Source organism: Flavivirga aquatica (assembly GCF_001747085.1).
In the GTDB taxonomy this organism is placed as follows: domain Bacteria; phylum Bacteroidota; class Bacteroidia; order Flavobacteriales; family Flavobacteriaceae; genus Algibacter_C; species Algibacter_C aquatica.
In genome coordinates, this window is sequence record NZ_MDJD01000054.1 from 36,761 (window position 1) to 61,535 (window position 24,775).

Genomic DNA, 24,775 nt, shown 5'->3' on the forward strand with positions numbered 1-24,775 from the left:
TATATAAAAATTAAATTAGCATGCTAATATGTTTTTATTAGAAACCCTATTCTAAACCTGTTTAACAAAAACTTTAGCATGGTGAGAAATAGGAAAGTTGCAAGAATTAGCAATAAAACATAAGCTATTTGCTTTTTCGTGTAGGCTAATCGCTAAGTCTTTTTTTGCTTCGTCTGCTATAGTAACTACTGGATTTAGATTTACTTTTTTAAAACTTCCACTTCCTGTTTTTATAACTTCTAAGGTAGCTTCTGCATCATCTATATATGTTAATACTTCAATATTATTTTGTGCACAAACATATAAATAAGACATCATATGGCAAGAAGCCAAAGCAGAAAGCAAAAGGTCTTCTGGATTATAACATGTATCGTCTCCTCTAAACATTTTGGCAGCAGACACTTGTAAAGCTTCCTTTTTGTTAGCAATGCTTATAGTATGGTTTCGACTAAAACTTCTCGGGTTTTGGGTTGTTTCTCCCTCTCCTAATTGCCAGTTTACATGAGCTTTAAAAATATGATTAAAAGACATTTTTTCTTTTTTTAAGAAAGATACAAAATAGTGGTTTATTTGGATTGTTAGGCATAAAATAATCTCCTTTTCATTTACTAAAGACTCATAATTCTAATCATTTCGACGTTAGGAGAAATCGCATAACAATTGGACTATATCATCCTCTTATTAAATAATGCGATGTCTCAATCGTACCTCATTTAGATATAGCTAAGATGGTTGATTTTGTGCTTCTAAATGATTGAGAAGGACAAAATTTTCTGTAACATTTCAATTAAGATATTACTTCAATCATCCTTTTAATAATTATAATATTTCTTATTTTAGATGATAATCTTATATCTATACTTATTTCATATACTTTCCCTTCTTACTTCCTTCATACATCACATATTTAACTAAACGCGATTCTAATTTTGCGTTAAATAGATGTATTTTACGTGATGGTCTTAAGCCAACATGCTTAAGGGCATCAAGGTTTGAGGTAATAAACCAAGCATCTGTTCCTGGATAATTTTGTTTTAGTGTATCTCCTATATCTTTATAGAATACTTCCATATCAATATTTAAACGTTCCCCGTAAGGCGGGTTAAATAGCATATGTAATTTAGAATTACCTCCCTTTTGAGTTTTAAAGAAATCTTCGTGTTTAATCTCAATAAAATCATCTAATTGGGCATTTTTTACATTTTCTTTGGCTTTAGTTACAGCACTTGGTGCTTTATCGTAACCTATAATTTTATGATGAAAATCTCGTGTTTTCTTTAAAAGAGATTCTTCAATTTTTTCAAATAATTCAACATCCCAATCTTCCCAGCGTTCGAAAGCAAATTCTTTACGCATCAAGTTAGGTGGTATATTACAAGCTATCATAGCTGCTTCTATAAGCATAGTACCAGAACCACACATAGGATCCATAAAATCTGTTTGTCCATCCCACCCCGATAGCATAATTAACCCTGCTGCTAGCACTTCGTTTATAGGCGCAATATTGGTAGCTGTTTTATAACCGCGTTTGTGCAACGAATCTCCCGAAGAATCTAAGGAAATAGTACATTGTCGCCTATCAATATGCACGTTTATTTTAAGATCCGGAAATTTTAAATCTACATTAGGACGTTCTCCTGTAGTATCTCTAAACTTATCTACTATAGCATCTTTAGTTTTTTGCGAAATGTATAGTGAATGCGAAAACAAATCCGAATGAATTGTAGCATCTATCGCTAAGGTTCCCGAGGATTTCAAATAATTATCCCACGGCATATTATAAATTTTAGTATATAAATCTTGCTCGTTACTTACGGTAAATGTATGAATAGGTTTTAAAATTTTAACAGCTGTACGTAAGCCTAAATTAGCCTTGTACATAAAGCCTTTATCTCCTGAAAAGGCAACATTACGCACCCCTTTTTTTATATTTTGTGCTCCTAATTGTATAAGCTCGTTTTCTAATAAATCTTCAAAACCAAATAAGGTTTTGGCAACCATCTTGAAATTTTCTTCCATTTTTTTCGTCTGATAGGTTACAAAAATAACGTAATTTTGCGGCAAACATTATGTTTATTAACATTTAGGTTAAGGATTGTAGTGACATCCTTTTGCTTTTTCTGCAAAAGATATAACGGAAAGCCTGACTTAGTGTTGACTAAACAACACTAAGGAACCACCAAAAACAAAAGATTTTCTGCTAGAATTTATTTTACGCAGAGCCGAAAGGCAAAAATTAACATGACTGAAAATACAACTACCGAATGGTTTACATCATGGTTTGATACACCATTTTACCACATTTTATATAAAGATAGAGATGATACTGAGGCGCGTGCTTTTATGGATACGCTTACCTATTATTTAAATATACCCGAAAATGGTACTATTTTAGATTTGGCTTGCGGAAAGGGTCGCCATGCGGTATATTTAAACAAAATTGGATACGATGTTACTGGCGTAGACCTAAGTGTTAACAGTATTAACCATGCTAAACAATTTGAAAACGATAAATTGCACTTTGATGTACACGATATGTGTAAACCTTACAAAACGCAATTTGATACTGTTTTTAATTTGTTTACTAGTTTTGGCTATTTTGAAAATGACGAAGATAATTTAAGAACCATTAAATCTATTAAAGCCAATTTATATGCTTCTGGTTTTGGTGTGATTGATTTTATGAATAGTGAATTTATTATAGATAATCTAGTTCCAGAAGAGGTTAAAACAGTCGATGGAATTGATTTTTATTTAAAACGCTACGTAGAGGATGGTTATATTATAAAAGATATTATTTTTACAGCCGATAATGTTGACTATAAATTTCAGGAGCGCGTTAGAGCTTTTACGCTAAAAGATTTTGAATTATTTTTTGAACAAGCTAATGTTTACTTATTAGATGTTTTTGGAGATTACAAATTGCGTAAATATAATTCTAAAACATCCGAACGCTTAGTCATGATTTTTAAATAAAAGCTTTTTATATTTTAATGAATAAGTTTATTTTTCCTTTACTAGCAGTTGTTTTAGGCTTTATTTTAGCGACTATTACTAAAAAGCAAAAATCTTGGAACACCAAGCTCTTACTTTCGTTTAGTGGCTCATTTTTATTGGCTTTAACCCTTTTTGAGTTATTACCAGAGGTTTACGAACAATTAAATGCTAAGCGTTCTGGACTTTTTATAATGTGCGGTATTTTATTGCAAATTATTTTAGAATTATTTTCTAAGGGAGCTGAACATGGGCATGTACATATTCATAAAAACGAAACAATCTTTCCTTGGGTTTTATTTATTAGTTTATGTATTCATAGCTTTTTAGAAGGATTCTCTATACATGATCATAATGATATGGTTTATGGGGTACTTGTACATAAAGTACCTATTGCTACTTTAATTACCATGTTTTTATTACAGTCTAACTACAGTAAACTACAAATAGCTAGTTTTTTAATTGTATTTGCGACTATGACTCCTCTAGGAACTTTTATTTCTCACACAGTAGAGGTTGTTGCAGATTATACTCATATTATAAATGCTATAGTTATTGGTATCTTTTTCCATATCTCTACAACAATTTTATTTGAGAGTGGTGACGGGCATAAATTTAATTTATCTAAGTTTATCTCTATTATTTTAGGGGTTGCTATTGCTTATACTATTTAAAAAACAATAAATGTTTAGCAAAGAAGAATCTAGACGTTTACGTCAAGAATTTTGGACAAGTTTCGGAAAATCGTTTCCCCGAAAATGGGTTTTGTACGATACCAAACTAAAAGGGTTTAGTTTTAAGTTTCATTTTGATAATAGAACCGCTTTAGTGGCTTTAGATCTTGAAGACGATTTAGAAAACAGAATTAAATATTGGGAAAAACTACAGGCTTTAAAATCTATTCTTTTAGATGATTTTCTTCCTGATGTTATTTTTCATGAAGAATATATTTTAGATAATAAAAAGGAAATTTCCAGAATATATGTTCCTCTAGATAAAAAAGTCTCTATACATAACAAGAACACATGGAGAGATGTTATGGAATTCTTCAATGAAAAAATGAACTTATTTGAAGCTTTTTTTGAGGAATATAGAGATGTTATTGATCAATAATAAGGAAAGAATCTTGTTTTTTTAAACTCATCGAAATTACAAACAAATCAAATTCTTTTTTCTAGTTCATAATCATCCATAATAAAACCATTTCCAATATCTGTTATCATAACTTTTGTTTTTTCAAACCCTAGTTTTTCATAAGCCTTTATAGATGCCGTATTGTACTTATTAACTTTTAATTTAATGGCTCTTGAGTTATATTTCTTAGCCTTATTGTTTATAAAGTTTAAAGTATTTTTTCCTATTCCTTTTCCTCTATAATTTTTAAGTATGTAGAGTTTGCTTAAAAATAAAAAACTTTCTTCTAGTTTTATAGCTGTATAACCTACAGGTTTATTATTATATGTCATATAATAAAATATTGAGCCTTCTTCTATTTGAGTTTTTATGGCTTTAGAAGAATTAAATTTAGCCAACATATAATCTATTTGGGCAATACTTATAATTGAAGGATAATATTCTCTCCAAATAATATCTGCCAATCTTGTTATAGTTTCAAAATCTGATTCTGATGTTGCTTTATTAATTTGAATCATGTAATATTTAATTAAAAGAATTTAAATTCGCACTCATCTTGACTTTTTGTTTTTAATCGAAAATAAGTTAAAATTTGTCAAGATGAGTTCTTCATGAAATTTCTTCTAAAAAAAAAGACAGATTAAATAATATAAAAGAAAATCATAAAAAAATGAAATATAGCACCCGCTAAGACAAACAAATGCCAGATAACATGATTGTACGGTATCTTGTTAATAGCATAAAAAATAATACCAATGGTATATGCTAAACCTCCAGCAAACAATAATAAAATACCGTCTCGACCAATAGCACTAAATAAATTAGAATAATCGAATACAATTAACCACCCCATGATTAGATACAAAAGTGTAGAAAACACTTCAAATCTTCCTGTATAGAATACTTTTAATATAATTCCACAAATGGCAATTCCCCAAACAACAAAAAACAACGTCATCCCTAAATCAAGGTTTAATGCAATTAATGAAACTGGAGAATATGTTCCTGCAATAAGAAGATATATACTTATATGATCTAATATTCTAAAATAATGCTTGCGTTTCTCGTTTTTTACGGCATGATAAAGTGTAGAGGACATAAATAGAGTAATTACAGTTATACCGTAAAGAATAACGCTAAATAAACTCCAATAGGTTTTATTTGTATCGTAAATAATAAGTAATACTAAGGCAGGAGTTCCTAGCAAAACACCTATACCATGAGATATGGCATTAAGCTTTTCTTCTAAAGAAGTTTGCTTGCTCATTATTTTATAGCCGCTTTAAATCTAACCATTTTTCTGTTAAATCGTAAAAATCGAATTTTACAGCAGGTTGCTGTCGCTCTAGTAGTCCATTTTGAAAACTACGTTGCAGAATATCTTCAATTAAATAATCTTCCTTAACATCCATTGGGTTAAACTCACGCTTCAAAGAAATGTCAAACATACTGGCAGTAGTATTATACCAAAATGCACGCCAACCACTACGCAATTTCTTTATTAAATCGAATGCTGTTGTTCCTGTTTGTCTATGTATTAACTTAATTAAAATCTGTCCCTCTGTTCGGCTTAGTTTTTTTAATTCTTCGGAAAATTCGCCTTCTATATATTTTTGAATACTCTTGGTATATCTTTTCTTTTCGCGATCTCTTTTTAATGTCGCTAAATGCATGTTCATAGAATCTAAACGCTCTGAAGCCAGTTTAGCATACGGGAATACCTTGAGCGTTTTTCGTCTTAAAATTAAATAACGAATACGTTCTTCTCTTTTATTAAACTTAAGTTTATGCAAAAGCATCACTTGATCTAAGTTAATAGATGTTCGTGGCACAGAATCTCCTTCTATGATAAGATATTCAACAACAGTTGAATCTTGTTTAACTTCATTAACCTGAGCAATGAGAAAAAACGGTAGGAGTATGAATATATATTTTAAAAAACTCATTTATATACTACTCATGTATTTAATATTCCAAAAATACATTATTTCTAAAAACTTAATATTTCGCATTAAATGTATCGAAATTTTTATTAAACTTCATTTTTGCGAGGGTTTTAATTCTAAACATAGGTCGTTTTTAAATTTTATACACATAGTCTAAAGACAAATATTACTAAAAGCAACATACTATTTAAAGTATGAATATATGCTTTTTTTAATTATTAATTTAAACTAAGGAAAACATTTTTATTCTATTTATATTGTTATTTTAGTGCAAAATTTCAAAAAAATATGGCAGGCAAAAGTATTCTTAACAAAAAATCAATAGACTTTTTAGAAAAATATTTAAATAATGCAGCTCCAACTGGGTATGAATGGGATGGGCAGAAACTGTGGATGGACTACCTTAAACCTTATGTTGATGAATTCATTACGGACACTTATGGTACTGCTGTAGGGGTTATAAACCCTAAGGCTAAATACAAAGTAGTTATTGAGGGACATGCAGATGAAATTTCATGGTATGTAAATTATATTTCTGATAACGGATTAATTTATGTTATTAGAAATGGAGGAAGTGATCACCAAATAGCACCAAGTAAAATAGTTAACATTCATACTAAAAAAGGTATTGTTAAAGGTGTTTTTGGTTGGCCAGCAATACATACTCGTAGTAAAGCAAAAGAAGAAGCACCAAAACCAGATAATATTTTTATTGATTGTGGTTGCTCAACTAAAGAAGAAGTTGAAAAAATGGGTGTTCATGTAGGTTGTGTAATCACGTATCCAGACGAGTTTCATATTTTAAATGATAATAAATTTGTTTGTCGCGCTTTAGATAACCGTATGGGAGGCTTTATCATTGCTGAAGTAGCACGATTATTAAAAGAAAACAAAAAAGAACTTCCTTTTGGACTATACATTACTAATGCTGTTCAAGAAGAAATTGGTTTACGCGGTGCGGAAATGATTACACATACCATAAAACCTAATGTGGCTATTGTTACAGATGTAACGCATGATACCACTACACCAATGATAGAAAAAAAAGTACAAGGTGATTTAGAAATTGGTAAAGGACCAGTTGTAGCCTATGCTCCTGCTGTACAACAAAAATTACGTGATTTAATTACTGAAACTGCTGAAGCTAAAAAAATTCCTTTTCAACGTTCTGCACTATCAAGAGCAACTGGAACAGATACAGATGCTTTTGCTTATAGTAATGGCGGTGTTGCTTCTGCTTTAATTTCGTTACCACTTCGTTACATGCATACCACTGTTGAAATGGTACATAGAGATGATGTTGAAAACGTGATTAAACTTATTTATGAAACATTATTAAATATTGAAGACGGAGAGACATTCTCTTATTTTAAATAATTTAAAACAATACTTTATCATTCCCGCGAAAGCGGGAATCTTTTTTATATTAAGCTCCTAATGGAAGAATACATAGATATTGTAACTCATACTGGTAAACCAACAGGAAAGTCAGAATTAAAATCTGTTATTCATCAAAAAGGGTATTACCATCACACCTCACATATTTGGTTTTATACCAATGATGGCAATATATTGCTATCTCAGCGTTCTGCTAAAAAGGCTATATGTCCTTTAATGTGGGATGTTTCGGTCGCAGGACATATTGATGCTGGTGAAACTGCAAAACAAGCAGCTATTAGAGAGACTAAAGAAGAAATTGGCTTATCTATTTCTGAAAATGTTTTACAAGAAATCGGCATTTTTGAATGTTTTAAAACCTACGAAAACGGTATTATTGACAACGAATTTCACAATACATTTATAGCGGAATTAACAACTCCTTTTTCGGAGTTAATTCCTCAAGAAGAAGAAGTCGAAGCATTGAAACTAGTGTCTTTTGACGATTTTAAGGTACTTATAATAAATATAGGTAATAATAACAATCACTTTGTGCCTTCAAACAAATCATATTACGAATTTGTATTAAATACTATTTACAAAAAACTGTTAACTGAATGAATTTATTGCTTGTTGCGATTGCCCCCATATTTATTATCATCTTATATATTTATTTTAAAGACAAATACGAAAAAGAGCCTAAACGCTTACTTTTTTACAGCTTCCTGTTAGGTGCTGTTGTAAGTATTATTATCACAACAATTATATATTATGGTTTCGACATTGTCTTACCATTAACAGATCACACAAGTATTATTCAACAATTTATAAAAGCTTTCTTTGTAGTTGGATTAACAGAAGAGTTTAGTAAATATATTATAGTACGCTATTTTGCTCAACCTAAAGCTGCTTTTAATGAACCTTTCGATGGTATTGTTTATGCCGTTATGGTATCTATGGGCTTCGCTGCTACCGAAAATGTTTTTTATGTCCTACAAGGTGGTTATGAAACCGCTATAGCAAGAGCCTTTACAGCTGTGCCAGCACATGCTACCTTTGGTATTTTAATGGGCTATTATATGGGGAAAGCTAAATTTTCAAATAATAAAATCATTTTAAACCTATGTGGTTTACTATTGGCTATTTTATTTCATGGTGCCTACGACTTTTTCTTATTTATAGATTTTGTTCCAGGTATTTGGATAGGTGCATTTGTTTCTTTATTTATTGGAATTGTACTATCCCAAAAAGCAATTAAAAAGCATCAAATGAATTCTAAATTTAAAAAATAGACATTCTTAAAAATAAGACGAAAATGCAATAATTTAGATTGAATGATGTAAATACACTAAAACAAAAAAAACGAGTCAACAAATTATTAGTTTATAAGTTCAATTAAAAAGAATCCTTTCCAAAATAATTTGAAAAGGACTCTTTTATAAATCGTTGAGACAAGACTCTAAAAATAATTTAACATTACTGGATAATTATTTTTTTAGTATTTTTTTGAATGGTATCTATACTATTGAATGTTAAAAAATAAACACCTCGAGAAAGAAACCTAAAATCTATTCTATTATTTATAATTTTTGCTTTTTGCAATAAAACACCATTAATTGAAAATATATTAACATCCTTAATAGACAAGTTATTTTTTAATACCATAGGATACTCTCCTAATTTAATGGGATTTTGTAGCACTAATGTTTTACTTAACTCTAATTCTGTTTTTAATACAGAAAGCGTAGTATCCGAGGCATTATCTATACTATTAACTCTTAACCAGTTTACATTAAATCCTCCTTTAGTAGCATATATTCGTAAAGTATGCTTTCCTGAAGGGATGTTTATTTTATTTGAAGATATGGTAGTCCAATTTTGCCAACCTCCAGTATTTTGAACATTTAAACTTGTATCAGTAGCACCGTCAATTTTTATTTCAAACTTTCCATTATTAGATATTGAAGCCACTCTTAAATCAATTTTATAATCACCATTTTGTGGAATCTCAATACAATATTCCATCCAATCATTATTATCAATATACCCGACGTTCTTATTACCTTCAGAAGAATTCTCTATTTTCACTCCAGACATATTATCATAGTTTTCGGCTTCTATGATAGAAGCTATATTATTACAAGTAGTTGTTATACCATCAAGATCGTATACTCTAACATAATCAACTATAAAATAATCAGGATATTGGGCAGTAGCTGGGTTTTTAGACCAGTTATCACCTATAGCCCAATTCTCTGTAGAAATTTCACCGGTAACTTTAATGTATCCAGGAAATTGACATACGCCACCTCCAATATTTCTCCATGTTTCAACACCATCGATATAAAAAATGTATTTATCAGGGTACCAATCAAGTGTATAAGTATGAAATCCATCTCGAATTCCAGAAACTACAGATTCTTTTCCTTTTACCTTATGAGCACTTCCATAACCATCCCAATGAAAGGCATGATTTATTTTATCTGTCCATCCCCAAGCCTCCATAATATCTACTTCCATACCATCTACACCTCCATTTCCAATAGATCCAACATTACCCTGCATCATCCAAAAAGCAACCCACCAACCTTGTTCTGTTGGTAATTGGCATTTTATTTCAAATCTGCCAAACTTTTTTTCAAAAATTCCTTTTGTTCTTACAGCTCCAACACTATAATCATACGGGTCATTATCATTATTTCTATTATTAATTTTACGCACACGAATTACTAGGTTTCCATTTCCATCTAAATAAACATCATCTCTATCCCACCAACCATCTGGTCCATTAGAGTTTTGCCTTCTATTATATTCCATTTGTTCCCATTTATCGGGATCTGGACTCCCTGTTCCATTAAATTCATCACTCCAAACTAAATTGGTTTGAGAAAATGCTTGAAGAAATACTAAACAAAAAGTAGCAATAAAAAAATACTGTGTTTTCATGAACATAAACTTTAAATTATATGTAAGTATATACGTTCATTTCAAATATAATGGATAAAAAAATAAATTTTAACATTTGATTTCATACGTTCAATTTTATCTTAAAAATTAATCTGTACTTATCAAAAAAATTGAATTTACCTTAATTTATAAAGAAAAATGATTGTAAACAACTTAAATCTAGTTTATAAAAATTCTTATATTTACTACAGACTAATCTATTATGATTATGAGTAAGATACTGAAAGCCATAGTAAATAAAAATATAGAATTTAAAATTAATACAGATTTAATACCAAAGCTTGATGCGCTTCAAATTTCTGAGTCGGAATATCATATTCTTCAAGAAAACAAATCTTATAAAACTAAAATTATTGATTCAGATTTCAATAACAAATCGTATCAAGTAAAAGTTAACAATAATACTTATCACATTAATATTTTTAATGATTTAGACCTTCTTATAAAAGATATGGGCTTTAATATTGGATCTACAAAACACGTAAACTCAATTAAAGCTCCTATGCCTGGTTTAATTCTTGATATTAATATTAAAATTGGTCAAGAGGTTCAAGAAAATGATACTTTACTTATTCTTGAAGCTATGAAAATGGAAAACATTATTACATCTCCCAGAGATGGCATCATTAAATCTATAGTTGTGAAAAAAGGAGATGCTGTTGAAAAAAACCATTTACTAATTGAATTTGACTCATAATACATATTTATAATATTATCCTGAGAAGTTTTTCCAATCTCATAGGTCAAAAAATCTGTTTTTACAGAATTTAAAAATGATATTTTAATGAACAAAATACTAGTAGCTAATAGAGGCGAAATAGCCATTAGAATTATTAAAACAGCTCAAAAAATGGGACTTAAAACAGTGGCTGTTTTTTCTACTGCAGATAGAAATTCTCCTCACGTAAAACTTGCAGATGAAGCCGTATGTATTGGAGAACCACCATCTAATAAATCCTATTTAAAAGGCTATAAAATTATAGAAGTCGCAAAACAATTACAAGTAGATGCTATTCACCCTGGCTATGGTTTTTTAAGTGAAAATGCTTCTTTTGCTGAGTTATGTGAAGCTAATAATATTATTTTTATTGGTCCACGCTCCAAAGCCATAAAAATTATGGGAAGCAAATTAGCAGCTAAAGCAGCAGTAAAACAATACAATATCCCAATGGTACCTGGTATTGACGAAGCCATAACAGATATCGATAAAGCCAAAGCTATAGCTAAAGACATTGGGTTTCCTATTTTAATTAAAGCCTCTGCTGGTGGTGGCGGAAAAGGTATGCGTATTGTTGAAAAAGAAAGTGATTTAGAAACGCAAATGACTCGAGCCATTAGCGAAGCCACTTCTGCTTTTGGTGATGGTTCTGTATTTATTGAAAAATATATAACCTCGCCTCGACATATAGAAATTCAAATTATGGCAGATAGCCATGGGAATATATTACATTTATTTGAGCGAGAATGCAGTATTCAACGTCGTCATCAAAAAGTAATTGAAGAAGCCCCTTCTGTTGTTTTAAGACCAGAATTTAGAACTAAAATGGGTGAAGCTGCTATAAAAGTTGCCCAGTCTTGTGATTATTTAGGAGCTGGCACTGTAGAATTTTTATTAGATGATAACCATAATTTCTATTTCTTAGAAATGAATACACGCTTGCAGGTTGAACATCCTGTTACGGAATTAATTTCGGGAGTAGATTTAGTAGAACTCCAAATTCGTGTAGCTCGAGGTGAAGCCCTTCAACTAAAACAAAGTGATTTAAAAATTAATGGGCATGCTATAGAATTAAGGGTATATGCGGAAGATCCTTTAAACAATTTCCTGCCTAGTATTGGACATTTAGACACCTATAAAATCCCTACAGGTAAAGGTATTCGAGTTGATAATGGATTTGAGGAAGGTATGGATATCCCTATTTATTATGACCCTATGCTTTCAAAATTAATTACTTACGGAAAAACAAGAGAAGAAGCTATTCAAATCATGATAAAAGCAATTAACAATTATCATGTTGAGGGTATTCAAACCACATTACCCTTTGGAAAATATGTTTGCGAACATAATGCTTTTCGTTCTGGAAATTTTGACACACATTTTGTGAAAAATTATTATTCATCAGATACCTTAAAAGAAAATACAGAGCTTGAAGCTAAAATTGCAGCCCTCATTGCCGTTAAACAATATATAGAAGATCAGAAATTATTAAGATTACCTATTCAATAAACAAACCCATCCAACAGACCAAATAAAAATGGATTCAAAAATAGATAAACTAAACGAGCATATTGCTCAAGCATATTTAGGTGGCGGTCAAAAACGCATTGACAAGCAACATGCTAAAAAAAAGCTAACTGCAAGAGAACGCGTTAATTATTTAATGGATGAAGGGTCTTTTGAAGAAATTGGCATTCTAGTTACGCATAGAACTACCGATTTTGGAATGGAAAATGAAGTTTACTATGGAGATGGCGTTATTACAGGTTACGGAAATATTAATGGGCGATTAGTTTATGTTTATGCGCAAGATTTCACTGTTTTTGGTGGTGCCCTTTCTGAAACTCATGCCGAAAAGATCTGTAAAATAATGGATTTGGCTATTAAAGTTGGTGCGCCTATTATTGGACTAAATGATTCTGGAGGTGCTCGAATACAAGAAGGTGTTCGCTCTTTAGGCGGTTATGCTGATATTTTTTATAGAAATGTACAAGCATCGGGTGTTGTACCTCAAATTTCAGCAATTATGGGACCTTGTGCTGGTGGAGCAGTCTACTCCCCTGCTATGACTGATTTTACAATGATGGTAGAGAATACCAGTTATATGTTTGTTACAGGTCCTAATGTTGTTAAAACTGTAACTAATGAAGAAGTAAGTAGCGAAGCTCTAGGTGGCGCGTATACACATGCGTCGAAATCTGGAGTTGCCCATAAAACCTCTGCAAATGATGTAGAATGCTTAGAAGATTTAAAAAACCTCTTAAGTTATCTGCCTCAAAACAATACAGAAACGCCTCAAAAATTAAACTATACTTTAAACGATGAAGTTAGAGACTGCCTATCTCATATCATTCCGGATAGCTCTAATAAGCCTTACGATATGCACTCTGTTATTTCTGGAATAATTGATGAAAATTCATTTTATGAAATCCATAAAGAGTATGCAGAAAATATTATCGTGGGTTTTGCTCGTTTAGGAGGTAGAAATATTGGAATTATAGCTAACCAACCTATGTTTTTAGCTGGTGTTTTAGATGTTAATAGCTCTAAAAAAGCAGCCCGTTTTACACGTTTTTGTGACTGCTTTAATATTCCGTTACTTGTTTTAGTTGATGTTCCTGGATTTCTACCAGGAACAGATCAAGAATGGAACGGTATTATTGTACACGGCGCTAAACTCTTATATGCGCTTAGTGAAGCCACTGTACCAAAAGTTACTGTTATTATTAGAAAAGCCTATGGAGGGGCTTATGACGTAATGAATTCTAAACATATTGGAGCAGATTTAAATTACGCATGGCCAAGTGCTGAAATAGCAGTTATGGGAGCCAAAGGAGCTAGTGAAATAATATTTAAAAAAGAAATTGCTGCATCTAACAATCCTATCGAAAAACTAGCTGAAAAAGAAACTCAATATGCTAATAAATTTGCAAACCCATACCGAGCTGCAAATCGTGGTTTTATAGATGAAGTCATACTTCCCAAAAACACAAGACGTAAACTTATTAAAGGATTCTCTATGTTAGAGGATAAAAAAGTAGATACTCCTAAGCGAAAGCATGGAAATATTCCGCTGTAAAATTATTTAAACTTAATAACTTGAGATTTGTACATAAAAGAATCTTGCCATCTATCAAAACGATTATCGTAAGTTGATGAGAAAACTAAATACTGGCATTTGCCTATACTTTCTGGAGTACGTGTTACCTCAGCAAAATTATTGTTTCTAAATAAAAATTCTCCATCCTCAACAATGCACATTTGTAACCTGTTTAAATTAATACCATTAAGAAAGAAAATTTTGTTCAACCGTTTTGGAGTAGCAATAACAATATCTACACCTTCATAAATTTCATCACGTTGTGAATCAATATTGTATTCATCATAAGCACAATATACCCGCAAATCGGTTCCACGTTTATAGGCATTAAACTCTAGCTGTAAATCTAAAGCTGCCTGTTTGTCTTTTACAAAAATTAAAACTCTAGGAGCATCTTCAAAAGCTTCACCTTTTAATTTTTGAATAACACTAATTACTATACTTGTTGTTTTCCCCGTTCCTTTAGGTGCTATACAAAACAAACTTGCTCCTCCTTTTATTTTTGGTAAAATTGATTTCTGAAGAGGTAATGGCTCATAAAAATCTTTATGTTCAAGGGTATCTTTTAAAGATTGAATGAGTTTTTTAAATGGCATAATATCTGTTTTCTTAGTTATAGGGCAAATATAGTATTAAAAATGTCTAACATAAACTACTCAATACCACTACTTCTCATTTAAAATAAAAATAGGCACTTATTTCTAAGTACCTATTTTAAATTAAATTATTTAGTGACTAAAACTCTAAATCCACTACTAAATCAAATTCATCATAAATAGCTTTATCCTTTAATCCATCGAAAAAACTTGTAGACCCGTATCTTACATCATATTTAGTTCTATCTACTTTTAATGTTGCTGTTGCTTTACTTCCATAAACTGAAATTGAGAAAGTAGCTGAATTTGTTTTTCCTTTAATAGTCAAATCTCCTGTAACTTCATAAGCATTTTTTCCAGATGCTTTTACTTTAGTAAATACTAAAGATGCCTTTGGATGCGCTTTCACACCAAAAAAATCATCAGATTTTAAGTGACCATCTAATTTTCCTTTATATTCTCCTTCTAAATCTGTAGCATTTATAGTAGTCATATCTATAACAAACTCACCTCCTATTAATTTTTCCCCATCAAAAGTTAAAGATCCAGATTCAATTGTAATAGTTCCTTCATGAGAGCCTGTTACCTTATAACCTTTCCATACGACTTTACTTTTATCTGTTTTAATTGCTTTTTTTGTTCCCCCTATAGTAGAAAAAGAAAATGTTACAAAAGCTACAAGTGCTATAATTCCTAAATTTTTAATTGTGTTTTTCATCTTTATTGTTTTTTTATTATTCCTGTTATATTAAATCTATGATCCGTAATAAAATTTTTCTCTAATTACTTTTCCGTCTTTCCAGTCTTGTACAGCTACTTGCGTATAATTTTTAACTCCCCAATCCTTGTGAGTATAATCAAAATGCCACTCTACCATAGTTGTACTTTCTCCAACTGTTATTTTTAAAGGTTTTGCTCCTCTAAACTCTGTTATTGATGCAAAAAAATCTTCTTCTCTTTGTCTATTAGCTTTTTTACCTAAAACTTCAGGATTATCATTTTCTTGCATGATAACATCATTATGATAAAACTCATCAAAAGCTTCTAAAGCTTTTCCTTGAAGAATCATGTCATTTATTGTACTAATTTTTTCAATTAATGTATTCATAATTATCCCTACTAATATTTACGGTACAAATGTCTTAAACTATATTCATTAAGAAAATAAAGTAGTTTATTAAATGATGTTAATCTAGTTTAACTTTTACTGATCGATAATTAATTGTCCTTTTATTTTACTTAGAAATTCTTTAGTAATACCAAGATAAGAGGCAATCATGTATTGAGGTATACGCTGTTCTATCTTAGGATATTGATTTCTAAAGTAAAGATATCTATCCTTTGCCGAAAGGCTAAAACTTCTAACAATACGTTTTTGAGAGGCTACAAAAGCTTTTTCTATAATTTTTCTAAAAAAACGTTCTAATTGAGGGATTTCTGTATATAACTCTTCAATAACGTCATATGAAAAAAGTACCAACTCTGTATTTTCTATACACTGTACATTATAATCTGCTGGGGTTTGAGTTATAAAACTTCCCATATCTGCTGTCCACCAATCTTCTATAGAAAACATAACTATATGTTCCTGCCCTTCTTCGTCTGCAAAAAACATTTTTGTACATCCAGAGATAACAAAACATTCATATTTACATACATCTCCTTGTTGTGCTATATACTGCCCTTTTAAATATTTTCTATATATTAATTTAGACATAAGCACAGCCTCATCCTTCTTTGATAGAACAATATATTTACTTATATAATTTAAAAGTGGTTGTATTTTATGTTCCATCATATTATGAATCTAGTAAGCGTCTATGATAAGTTATCTGCCCTAAATGATAGACCAAGTGCGTTGTTAAATATGTCAAAAAATATTCGGTAGTCATAGGTTCTTTATAAACTGTTATAGGATATTGTTTCTCCAAATCATTAATAGAAAGTCTATTTAAAGTATCTTCAACAACCTTTATGGTATCATCAATTTGCTTGATCAAATCTAACTTTGATACATTTTTAAGTGAAAACTCAAGATCTCTTTTTCTTATATATCTGGTATTACCTAGAACACTTCCTATAAAATGATTTAAATTACCAATAATATGTAAACACAAATTACCTGCAGAATTACTAACCTCTTTTTCTATTATCCATAAATTAGCTTCATTTTTATAACATGTAATTTCATGCTTAAGCTTATTAAGATCGTTCTTAAATATTTTAATGAGAGTATCTTTAAGCATAGTACTTTTTTGCTAGTATCAAATTTAACAATAATAATATTGCTTTATTAAATTGAAATAAGATTTTTGCACGATAAAATTAATCTACTTTTGCACCATGCAAAACAAAAACACATTCAAACCAGAATTTGTAGCTCTAATGGCATCTTTAATGTCTTTAGTAGCTTTATCTATAGACGCATTATTGCCTGCTCTTTCTGATATCGGACATCATTTAAGTGTTACCAACCCTAATGATAACCAACTACTCATTACCATGATTTTTTTAGGTTTAGGCTGTGGTCAACTCATTTTTGGTCCTTTATCTGATAGTTTTGGTAGAAAACCGATAGTCTATATTGGTTTTTTTACATTCGTTATTGCTACTTTTATTTGTGTAACTACTAAAAGTTTCGAAATGATGATCTTAGGACGAGTTGTACAAGGTATAGGTCTATCTGCTTCAAGAAGTATTTGTATTTCTATAATTCGAGATTCTTATAGCGGAAATTATATGGCAAAAATATTATCTATAGTAGTCATGTTTTTTATTTTAGTTCCTGTTGTAGCTCCGGCTTTTGGTCAATTTTTAATAAATTATTATGATTGGAAATCTGTGTTTTATGCAAATTTAATTTTCGGTTTTCTTGTGATGATTTGGTTTTGGCTACGACAACCAGAAACATTGCCTAAAGAAAATCGAATTAAATTTACGCGACATATTTTTATTGATGGGACTAAAGAATTCTTTAAGTATAAAGAAGCTGTTATTTTTACTTTTATTTCAGGTTTTATTACTGGATCTTTTATGGTTTATTTAAGTACGGCTCAACAAATATTTCAGGAACAGTATCAAATGGCCGATATGTTCCCTTATATTTTTGCAAGCTTAGCAATTTCTATAGGGTTAGCTACCTTTTTTAACAGCCAATTTGTAGTTAAATATGGTATGATGCGTATTGCTTATATCTCTACTATAGCCTATGTTTTAATTTCTGTTATTTACATCCTACTTTTTTGGTCTGGAAATAACCCCCATGTTATTATACTTATTAGCTTTTTTGCTTTACAGTTTTTTGCTGTTGGGTTTCTTTTTGGAAATTTAAGAGCATTAGCAATGCAACCCCTAGGACATATAGCTGGTATTGGTGCTGCAATAAATGGGTTTATATCTACTGTAATGGCAGTTCCAATCGCTAACTATATTGGTAGTTTTGTAAACACCTCTGTATTACCTTTATTTATTGGATTTTCTTTTTTTGGTATACTATCCTTATTGACTTTTATTTATTTTAAAAGAACTGTAAAAAAAGTAGTAGAAGCCTAACCAATCATAGATAACGTTCTTTTATAACTTTAATATGCCAAATAGAATGTCCTAAAATAATGAAAGCAGCTGCTCTTGCAGATAAACCTGATCCATTAGCATTACCAATAAATTTTAAATCTTCATTTTTTAAACTATTTAACAATACAATAAAACTTTGGCGTACTGCTTTAAATTCTTCTACAAGAGCTTCTATACTTTTATTTTGTGCTTGCGAAGGATTAATATAATCATCTTGTTCGAACCCAGCTATTGAGGTTTTATCATGTCTTGATATACGAAAACAACGGTATTGAAAAATACGTTCTGTATCAATAAGATGTTGAAAGACTTCCTTAATAGTCCATTTTCCTGACGCATAGCTATAGTCTAATTTCTCATTAGTAATGGATTCAAAAAATTCCAAAACCATATTTGAGTCTTCCCTAAAACCATTTACTAATTCGATATCTTTTGAAACTAAATCGATATATCTACTATAATATTCGTTGTATTCTGTTTTTATTAAATCTTTTGTTGTCATTTTAATATATTTAAATTTTCGCTTGGTAGGTATATAAATCATAATATCTTCCTCCACGGTTTATCAATTCGTCATGCGTACCTCGTTCTACAATACAACCTGCTTCTATTACCAAAATCTGGTCTGCTTTTTTAATTGTACTTAAGCGATGGGCTATTACAATAGTGGTTCTATCTTTAATTAATTCGTCTAAGCTTTTCTGAATTAATGCTTCACTTTCGGTATCTAAATTAGAGGTTGCTTCATCTAAAATGATGATTTTCGGATTTGCTAAAATAGCGCGTGCAATAGCCAAACGTTGACGTTGTCCTCCTGAAAGCTTCACGCCTCTTTCCCCTATTAAGGTTTCTAGCCCTTCTTCAAATCGATCTGTAAATTCATTAACATAAGCTGCTTTAACAGCGTTCTGCAATTCTTCCTCTGATGCATTTGGTCTAGGGAACAGTATATTTTCTCTAATGGTACCTTCAAATAAAAATTCATCTTGTAATACCACACCTAAATATTGACGGAAACTACTCAATTTCACTTTTGATAAATCTTGATTATCAATAGTGACTTTACCTGAATTCGGACTTAAAAATGTAGCCGACAACCCTGCAATTGTCGATTTACCAGATCCTGAACTTCCTACCAATGCTGTTACAGATCCAGCTGGAGCTTTAAAATTAATATTGTATAATACTTGTTTGCCTTCTTCGTATGCAAAGGATACATTATCAAATTCAATATTACCTCTTAAACGATCTAACTGGATAATTCTTTCTGTATTATCCTCTTCAGCTGTCATATTCATAAGTTCTTCAGTTCTATCTAAACCTGCTAAAGCTTCGGTTAATTGACTACCAATATTACTCATTTGTATTATAGGAGCAATCATAAACCCTAACAATAAAGTAAAAAACAAAAAGTCCCCTGTGGTCATTTCTCCTTGTATCATATAATAACCTCCAATACCCATAATACCAGTAGTAGCAACTCCTATTAAAAAGGTTGACGAACTTGTCATTAAAGCCGTTGCTGTTAAACTCTTTTTAACATTTTGAAATAGCCTATCCACTCCTTTTTCAAATACTATACTTTCTTGCTTTTCGGCATTAAAAGCTTTTATAACACGTACACCTGCTAAAGTTTCAGTTAAACGCCCGTTGACTTCAGATCTTATTTGACCTCTTTTTCTAAATACTGGACGAATATATTTAAAAGCTTTTAACGCTATATATCCAAATATAGATAATGGTGCAAATACAAAAAGTGTCATCCAAGGGTTCAGGTTTATTAAAATTATCAAAGATACAATCGCTGTAAATGTACCACCTACCAGCTGTACTAACCCTGTACCTATAAGGTTTCTAACACCTTCAACATCACTCATAATGCGTGACACTAATGCTCCCGATTTCGTGTTATCAAAAAAATTAAGTGGTAAAGACAATACTTTTTTCTGTACCTGAGCCCTAAGCTCGCTTATTAAATATTGGGCTTGTACACTTAAAATACGGGTAAGCAAAAACGATGTCACAGCCTGTACTAAAATAGCTATCAATACTATAACTATTAAACTATATAATTGTCCCATATCCTTATTTGGAACAACTTCATCTAATAATACTTTACTTTGCCAAGGTAAAATTATACCTGCTAAACTTTTAATAACAATGAGTATTAAACCAATAAATACCAAATTTCGTCTAGGCCAAATAATAGTTTTAAAGGCTTGTCTCATACTCACTTTTGGTTTTGACTTTAAGCTTTTTTCTGAAAATTCTTTCAGGTGTTTCATTCAAATAAATTTAATGGAAGATATAGTGAGCTAAATTAACGAATCTTTACAACGATTCATATAAATAATTTTTTAACACTTAATATTATACCTACACATATGCTAACTCTAATGTAAAAAACATACGTTTTTTATTAATGAATTAACACTGAAATATTCAATTTTCATAAGAGCTTATTATATCTTTAAATCATAGTTGTTATTTGTTAAATATTTTCTTTTCTTAAACAACTTCTAGTAAGGTAACTGCTTACATTAATTATAAATAATGAAGAAAAGTTATAACCACCAAATCTAGACTCATTAATCTTTTACCTATTCTTTCTAAAAAGAGTTAAACAACTAAAAACCAAGTACAAACACCTGTTTACCTAACACGTAAATATACGTATTGTCTTACATGTAAAGAAAGTTATTTTTGATTAGATATAACATTGACTTTTAATCTATTAACAACTAGTAATTCATTCATAATTAATGCAATAGAATACAAGGAATAATATAAACTAAAACCAACTTAAAATGAACAAAGATCTACTAAAACTATTTACGTTATTTCTATTACTTAATAGCGCATTTAAAATGAATTCACAAGGCTTATCTCCAGGAGACATTGCATTTATAGGCTATAATACCGATGCCTCTATTACTAGCAATGATAATTTCTCTTTTATTACCCTAACAAACATACCAGCGAATGAAGTTATATATTTTACAGAAGAAGGTTGGAATAATACAACTAATTCTTGGGCTGGAACATCTGAGGGACATATAACATATACAGCTCCAGCTTCTGGTGTTGCATGCGGAACAATTATAAATATTAACGAATCATCTCCAAGTTCTTTTACAGTAACAGGAGGAGGAACAGCTACTCTTTCAAGTGGTACTAGCTGGTCACTAACCGGTGGTGATCAAGTTATAGCATATCAAGCCCTTGCTCCAGAACCAGCAACTACTCCTACTTTTATTGCTGGTGTCCATGGCGATGATGGTGATGGATCTCCAACCACCTTAGATCCTACTACAAAATGGAATACTGCAATAACAATTCCTTTAGGAACTGCACGATCAGAACTTCCTTCAGGCTTAACTAATGGAACAAATTGTGTTTCTCTTTTCCCAGCAGTAGGAACCGAAGTAGACAATGCAAAATATACAGGAACATTAACAGGAACTCCTGCGACTATTTTGGCAGAAATTAATGATTACACTAATTGGACAAATAGCAACACTACTGTTTTCGCTATTACTCCTAGCGATTATACGGCTAACATTACATGTCTTCCTGCTTGTTCAAATCCTGACGCACCTACTTTAACCTACTCACCATCAACAGTATGTACTGGAAGCACGGCAACAATTACGATTAGCGGCTCATTAAACGATGCAACAGCATGGCATATTTATACCGGATCTTGTGGAGGTACTAGTATTGGATCCACAGCCTCTGGAACATTTGCTGTAACCCCTACTGCTCCAAGTACAACCTATTTTATTCGCGGTGAAGGCGGATGTGTAACACCTGATTCATGTGGATCCGTATCTATAGCGGTTACCGCTTTAGATGATGCTTCATTCTCTTATGATGCGGCTAGCTATTGTGTAGATGCTGCTGATCCAACTCCTACTATTACAGGTTTAACGGGAGGGGCTTTTTCTAGTACGCCTGCTGGTTTATCTATTAATGCTAGCACAGGAGTTATTGATGTGTCGGCTTCTACGCCTAATACTTATACTGTTACTTATACTACTGCAGGGACTTGTACTAATACTGATAATGTGAGTGTTACTATTAATGCTTTAGATGATGCTTCTTTTTCTTATGGTGCGGCTAGTTATTGTATAGATACTACTGATCCAACACCGACTATTACGGGTTTAACGGGAGGGGCTTTTTCTAGTGAGCCTGCTGGTTTATCTATTAATGCTAGCACGGGAGTTATTGATGTGTCGGCTTCTACGCCTAATACTTATACTGTTACTTATACTACTGCAGGGACTTGTACTAATACTGCTAATGTGAGTGTTACTATTAATGCTTTAGATGATGCTTCTTTTTCTTATGGTGCGGCTAGTTATTGTATAGATACTACTGATCCAACACCGACTATTACGGGTTTAACGGGAGGGGCTTTTTCTAGTGCGCCTACTGGTTTATCTATTAATGCTAGCACGGGAGTTATTGATGTGTCGGCTTCTACGCCTAATACTTATACTGTTACTTATACTACTGCAGGGACTTGTCCTAATACTGATAATGTGAGTGTCACTATTAATGCTTTAGATAATGCTTCTTTTTCTTATGGTGCGGCTAGTTATTGTATAGATACTACTGATCCAACACCGACTATTACGGGTTTAACGGGAGGGGCTTTTTCTAGTGCGCCTGCTGGTTTATCTATTAATGCTAGCACAGGAGTTATTGATGTGTTGGCTTCTACGCCTAATACTTATACTGTTACTTATACTACAGCTGGAACTTGTACTAATACTGCTAATGTGAGTGTTACTATAACTTCTGTCGATACCTCAACAATATTAAATAATGCTACTATTACTTCGAATTCTACTGGAGCGACCTACCAATGGTTAGACTGTGATGATAGTATGAGTATTATTACAGGAGAGACAAGCCAATCTTATACAGCAACTGTTAATGGCAATTATGCAGTTCAGGTAACAAAAAATGGATGTACAGGTATTAGTTCTTGTGTAGAAATAACTTCATTAGGAATAATAAATAATTCTTTTTCAGATGAATTTGTTGTATCTCCAAATCCAACTAATGGAAATTTGTCAGTTCAATTTGGTAAAACTCAAAAAAACATAACGATTCGATTACTTTCTATTACAGGACAGTTAATAAAAAAAGCATATTTCTTAAATTCTAATATTATTCCATTAGAAATAAAGCAATCAAGTGGTATTTATTTTCTAGAAATATCTGATGATAAAGGTAATAGATCATTATTAAAATTGATAAAACAGTAAATACTTAAAACAATAATTACAACACTTAATTTTATTCAAAGCCTCTCAAAGAGGCTTTGTTTATATATAATCTTATTACCAGCTTATTCAACTTCAACTAAAATTTATTTTTCCAGTTCCAAAACTAAACATAAGAAAAAACAACATCTTTATTATTAGTTAGTAATGGAAATATCATTCAAAAAATTATTAATAAAACAGTATAGTAATTTGCTTTATTTACTACTTTTATTCTTTCTAAAAAAATTACTCATAATAAATACAAACACATGAAAATCATTGGCATAGGTAAAAACTACGTAAACGATAAAAGTGAAATCAGTGCACTTAAAAATGGTGACCAACTTATTTTTTTAAAAGCTGAAAGTACTTTGGTTACTAATAATGAAGATATTGTTTTTCCTAAAATCACAAATGAACTTCTTTTTGAAGTTGAATTAGTTGCTAAAATTGGAACAAAAGGAAAAGATATCGATGTAAACAATGCTGCTTCTCACATTAAAGAAATTGGTATTGGTATAGATTATACTGCAAAAGATGTTCTTAACGCTAGTAGAGCAAACAAAGGACCTTGGGCATTAGCTAAAGGGTTTGATGGCGCTTCTCCTGTAGGTGGATTTAAAGCAATTTCTAACTTTCCGCAACTTGATAATATAAATTTTAATTTACTTATTAATGGTGAAGAAAAACAAGTTGGAAATACAAGTGATATGATTTATAATATGACTGAAATTATTGCCTATGTATCTAAATATATGACTTTAGAGCCTGGTGATTTAATTTTTACTGGCACACCTGCAACTGGTGCTGGACAAATTTTTAAAGGTGATCATTTACAAGCTTCTATTGAAGGAGAATTATTGCTAGATTTTAAAATGATATAATATAAAAAAACTAAACGGAGGGTAACCTTTTAAAAACTCAATAACGGAACGAGTTAGCGATTTTTTAAAAGGTTACCCTCCGTTTAACATGCTTCACACTAAAGTCTTAATGCAAATTGCTATAGAAGTTATCATATCATACTTAGAAAAAGGTGACACTGTTTTCAAAAAAAGGAACCTTCACATGTCATTTTTATATGCTTAGAG

At 31.0% G+C, this 24,775-nt stretch carries 25 protein-coding genes; 12 read left to right on the forward strand and 13 right to left on the reverse strand.

Annotated features, from left to right (window positions below; all coding sequences use genetic code 11):
* Nucleotides 1–51 precede the first annotated feature (51 nt).
* Both A8C32_RS14525 and A8C32_RS14530 read right to left on the reverse strand, forming a co-directional pair.
* Nucleotides 52–531 (reverse strand): OsmC family protein, encoded by a 480-nt coding sequence (locus A8C32_RS14525; protein ID WP_069831154.1) that lies wholly within the window; start codon nucleotides 529–531, stop codon nucleotides 52–54.
* 330 nt (nucleotides 532–861) lie between these two features.
* On the reverse strand, nucleotides 862–2,019 hold the full coding sequence (locus A8C32_RS14530) for a THUMP domain-containing class I SAM-dependent RNA methyltransferase (protein ID WP_069831155.1): 1,158 nt from the start codon (nucleotides 2,017–2,019) through the stop codon (nucleotides 862–864).
* Between the two features lie 222 nt (nucleotides 2,020–2,241).
* On the opposite strand from A8C32_RS14530, the gene A8C32_RS14535 reads away from it, so the two are divergent.
* The 3 genes from A8C32_RS14535 to A8C32_RS14545 are packed head-to-tail and all read left to right on the forward strand — an operon-like array spanning nucleotide 2,242 to nucleotide 4,107.
* Nucleotides 2,242–2,976, forward strand: a complete 735-nt coding sequence (locus A8C32_RS14535) for a class I SAM-dependent methyltransferase (RefSeq protein ID WP_069831156.1) — start codon at nucleotides 2,242–2,244, stop codon at nucleotides 2,974–2,976.
* A gap of 17 nt (nucleotides 2,977–2,993) precedes the next feature.
* On the forward strand, nucleotides 2,994–3,668 hold the full coding sequence (locus A8C32_RS14540) for a ZIP family metal transporter (protein ID WP_069831157.1): 675 nt from the start codon (nucleotides 2,994–2,996) through the stop codon (nucleotides 3,666–3,668).
* A 10-nt stretch (nucleotides 3,669–3,678) separates the two neighbouring features.
* On the forward strand, nucleotides 3,679–4,107 hold the full coding sequence (locus A8C32_RS14545) for a DUF4268 domain-containing protein (RefSeq protein ID WP_069831158.1): 429 nt from the start codon (nucleotides 3,679–3,681) through the stop codon (nucleotides 4,105–4,107).
* Between the two features lie 47 nt (nucleotides 4,108–4,154).
* Here the strand turns inward: A8C32_RS14545 and A8C32_RS14550 are convergent, their stop codons facing one another.
* The 3 genes from A8C32_RS14550 to A8C32_RS14560 all read right to left on the reverse strand — a co-directional run bounded on the left by A8C32_RS14550 (nucleotide 4,155) and on the right by A8C32_RS14560 (nucleotide 6,074).
* Nucleotides 4,155–4,646 carry a GNAT family N-acetyltransferase gene (locus A8C32_RS14550; RefSeq protein WP_069831159.1) on the reverse strand — a complete coding sequence of 164 codons (492 nt, stop codon included), beginning with the start codon at nucleotides 4,644–4,646 and terminating at the stop codon, nucleotides 4,155–4,157.
* Nucleotides 4,647–4,768: 122 nt separating this feature from the next.
* The gene (gene trhA / locus A8C32_RS14555) at nucleotides 4,769–5,395 is read right to left on the reverse strand and encodes a PAQR family membrane homeostasis protein TrhA (protein ID WP_069831160.1); all 627 of its coding nucleotides are present in this window, start codon (nucleotides 5,393–5,395) and stop codon (nucleotides 4,769–4,771) included.
* Nucleotides 5,396–5,399: 4 nt separating this feature from the next.
* Entirely contained in the window at nucleotides 5,400–6,074 is a 675-nt protein-coding gene (locus A8C32_RS14560) for a DUF4294 domain-containing protein (protein WP_069831161.1), read from the reverse strand.
* 288 nt (nucleotides 6,075–6,362) lie between these two features.
* On the opposite strand from A8C32_RS14560, the gene A8C32_RS14565 reads away from it, so the two are divergent.
* From A8C32_RS14565 to A8C32_RS14575, 3 genes are read left to right on the forward strand one after another with little or no spacing between them, the layout of a single operon-like run.
* Nucleotides 6,363–7,451, forward strand: coding sequence for a M42 family metallopeptidase (locus A8C32_RS14565; protein WP_069831162.1), 1,089 nt, complete (start codon nucleotides 6,363–6,365; stop codon nucleotides 7,449–7,451).
* A 60-nt stretch (nucleotides 7,452–7,511) separates the two neighbouring features.
* A complete protein-coding gene (locus A8C32_RS14570) occupies nucleotides 7,512–8,072 on the forward strand; it encodes an NUDIX hydrolase (RefSeq protein ID WP_069831163.1) in 561 nt (186 codons plus the stop codon).
* Nucleotides 8,069–8,743, forward strand: a complete 675-nt coding sequence (locus tag A8C32_RS14575) for a PrsW family intramembrane metalloprotease (protein WP_069831164.1) — start codon at nucleotides 8,069–8,071, stop codon at nucleotides 8,741–8,743. Before A8C32_RS14570 ends, A8C32_RS14575 begins: the two co-directional genes overlap by 4 nt.
* A 184-nt stretch (nucleotides 8,744–8,927) precedes the next feature.
* On the opposite strand, the gene A8C32_RS14580 is transcribed toward A8C32_RS14575, so the two are convergent.
* On the reverse strand, nucleotides 8,928–10,397 hold the full coding sequence (locus tag A8C32_RS14580; RefSeq protein ID WP_069831165.1) for a carbohydrate-binding protein: 1,470 nt from the start codon (nucleotides 10,395–10,397) through the stop codon (nucleotides 8,928–8,930).
* Between the two features lie 229 nt (nucleotides 10,398–10,626).
* On the opposite strand from A8C32_RS14580, the gene A8C32_RS14585 reads away from it, so the two are divergent.
* The 3 genes from A8C32_RS14585 (at nucleotide 10,627) to A8C32_RS14595 (ending at nucleotide 14,215) form a co-directional block, all read left to right on the forward strand.
* Complete coding sequence (locus A8C32_RS14585) at nucleotides 10,627–11,115, forward strand: acyl-CoA carboxylase biotin carboxyl carrier protein subunit (protein WP_069831166.1); 489 nt, start codon at nucleotides 10,627–10,629, stop codon at nucleotides 11,113–11,115.
* Between the two features lie 87 nt (nucleotides 11,116–11,202).
* Complete coding sequence (accC, locus tag A8C32_RS14590) at nucleotides 11,203–12,645, forward strand: acetyl-CoA carboxylase biotin carboxylase subunit (protein WP_069831167.1); 1,443 nt, start codon at nucleotides 11,203–11,205, stop codon at nucleotides 12,643–12,645.
* 28 nt (nucleotides 12,646–12,673) lie between these two features.
* Entirely contained in the window at nucleotides 12,674–14,215 is a 1,542-nt protein-coding gene (locus A8C32_RS14595) for an acyl-CoA carboxylase subunit beta (RefSeq protein WP_069831168.1), read from the forward strand.
* Nucleotides 14,216–14,217: 2 nt separating this feature from the next.
* Here the strand turns inward: A8C32_RS14595 and A8C32_RS14600 are convergent, their stop codons facing one another.
* From A8C32_RS14600 to A8C32_RS14620, 5 genes are all read right to left on the reverse strand, one after another.
* A complete protein-coding gene (locus A8C32_RS14600; protein WP_069831169.1) occupies nucleotides 14,218–14,832 on the reverse strand; it encodes a DEAD/DEAH box helicase in 615 nt (204 codons plus the stop codon).
* Nucleotides 14,833–14,971: 139 nt separating this feature from the next.
* Complete coding sequence (locus A8C32_RS14605; RefSeq protein WP_069831170.1) at nucleotides 14,972–15,550, reverse strand: YceI family protein; 579 nt, start codon at nucleotides 15,548–15,550, stop codon at nucleotides 14,972–14,974.
* A gap of 36 nt (nucleotides 15,551–15,586) precedes the next feature.
* The gene (locus tag A8C32_RS14610) at nucleotides 15,587–15,940 is read right to left on the reverse strand and encodes a SnoaL-like domain-containing protein (protein WP_069831171.1); all 354 of its coding nucleotides are present in this window, start codon (nucleotides 15,938–15,940) and stop codon (nucleotides 15,587–15,589) included.
* A 96-nt stretch (nucleotides 15,941–16,036) separates the two neighbouring features.
* Nucleotides 16,037–16,627 (reverse strand): Crp/Fnr family transcriptional regulator, encoded by a 591-nt coding sequence (locus A8C32_RS14615; RefSeq protein WP_069832060.1) that lies wholly within the window; start codon nucleotides 16,625–16,627, stop codon nucleotides 16,037–16,039.
* 4 nt (nucleotides 16,628–16,631) lie between these two features.
* The gene (locus A8C32_RS14620) at nucleotides 16,632–17,078 is read right to left on the reverse strand and encodes a DinB family protein (protein WP_069831172.1); all 447 of its coding nucleotides are present in this window, start codon (nucleotides 17,076–17,078) and stop codon (nucleotides 16,632–16,634) included.
* 97 nt (nucleotides 17,079–17,175) lie between these two features.
* Between A8C32_RS14620 and A8C32_RS14625 the strand changes: the two genes are divergently transcribed.
* Nucleotides 17,176–18,384, forward strand: coding sequence for a multidrug effflux MFS transporter (locus tag A8C32_RS14625; protein WP_069831173.1), 1,209 nt, complete (start codon nucleotides 17,176–17,178; stop codon nucleotides 18,382–18,384).
* A 4-nt stretch (nucleotides 18,385–18,388) separates the two neighbouring features.
* Here A8C32_RS14625 and A8C32_RS14630 read toward each other — a convergent pair whose 3' ends face one another.
* Both A8C32_RS14630 and A8C32_RS14635 read right to left on the reverse strand, forming a co-directional pair.
* Nucleotides 18,389–18,907 (reverse strand): DinB family protein, encoded by a 519-nt coding sequence (locus A8C32_RS14630; protein ID WP_069832061.1) that lies wholly within the window; start codon nucleotides 18,905–18,907, stop codon nucleotides 18,389–18,391.
* A 10-nt stretch (nucleotides 18,908–18,917) separates the two neighbouring features.
* Nucleotides 18,918–20,690 (reverse strand): ABC transporter ATP-binding protein, encoded by a 1,773-nt coding sequence (locus tag A8C32_RS14635; protein WP_069831174.1) that lies wholly within the window; start codon nucleotides 20,688–20,690, stop codon nucleotides 18,918–18,920.
* Between the two features lie 522 nt (nucleotides 20,691–21,212).
* Between A8C32_RS14635 and A8C32_RS14640 the strand changes: the two genes are divergently transcribed.
* Nucleotides 21,213–23,684, forward strand: coding sequence for a T9SS type A sorting domain-containing protein (locus tag A8C32_RS14640; protein ID WP_083253367.1), 2,472 nt, complete (start codon nucleotides 21,213–21,215; stop codon nucleotides 23,682–23,684).
* 269 nt (nucleotides 23,685–23,953) lie between these two features.
* Entirely contained in the window at nucleotides 23,954–24,568 is a 615-nt protein-coding gene (locus A8C32_RS14645; protein WP_069831176.1) for a fumarylacetoacetate hydrolase family protein, read from the forward strand.
* The last annotated feature ends 207 nt before the right edge of the window (nucleotides 24,569–24,775 follow it).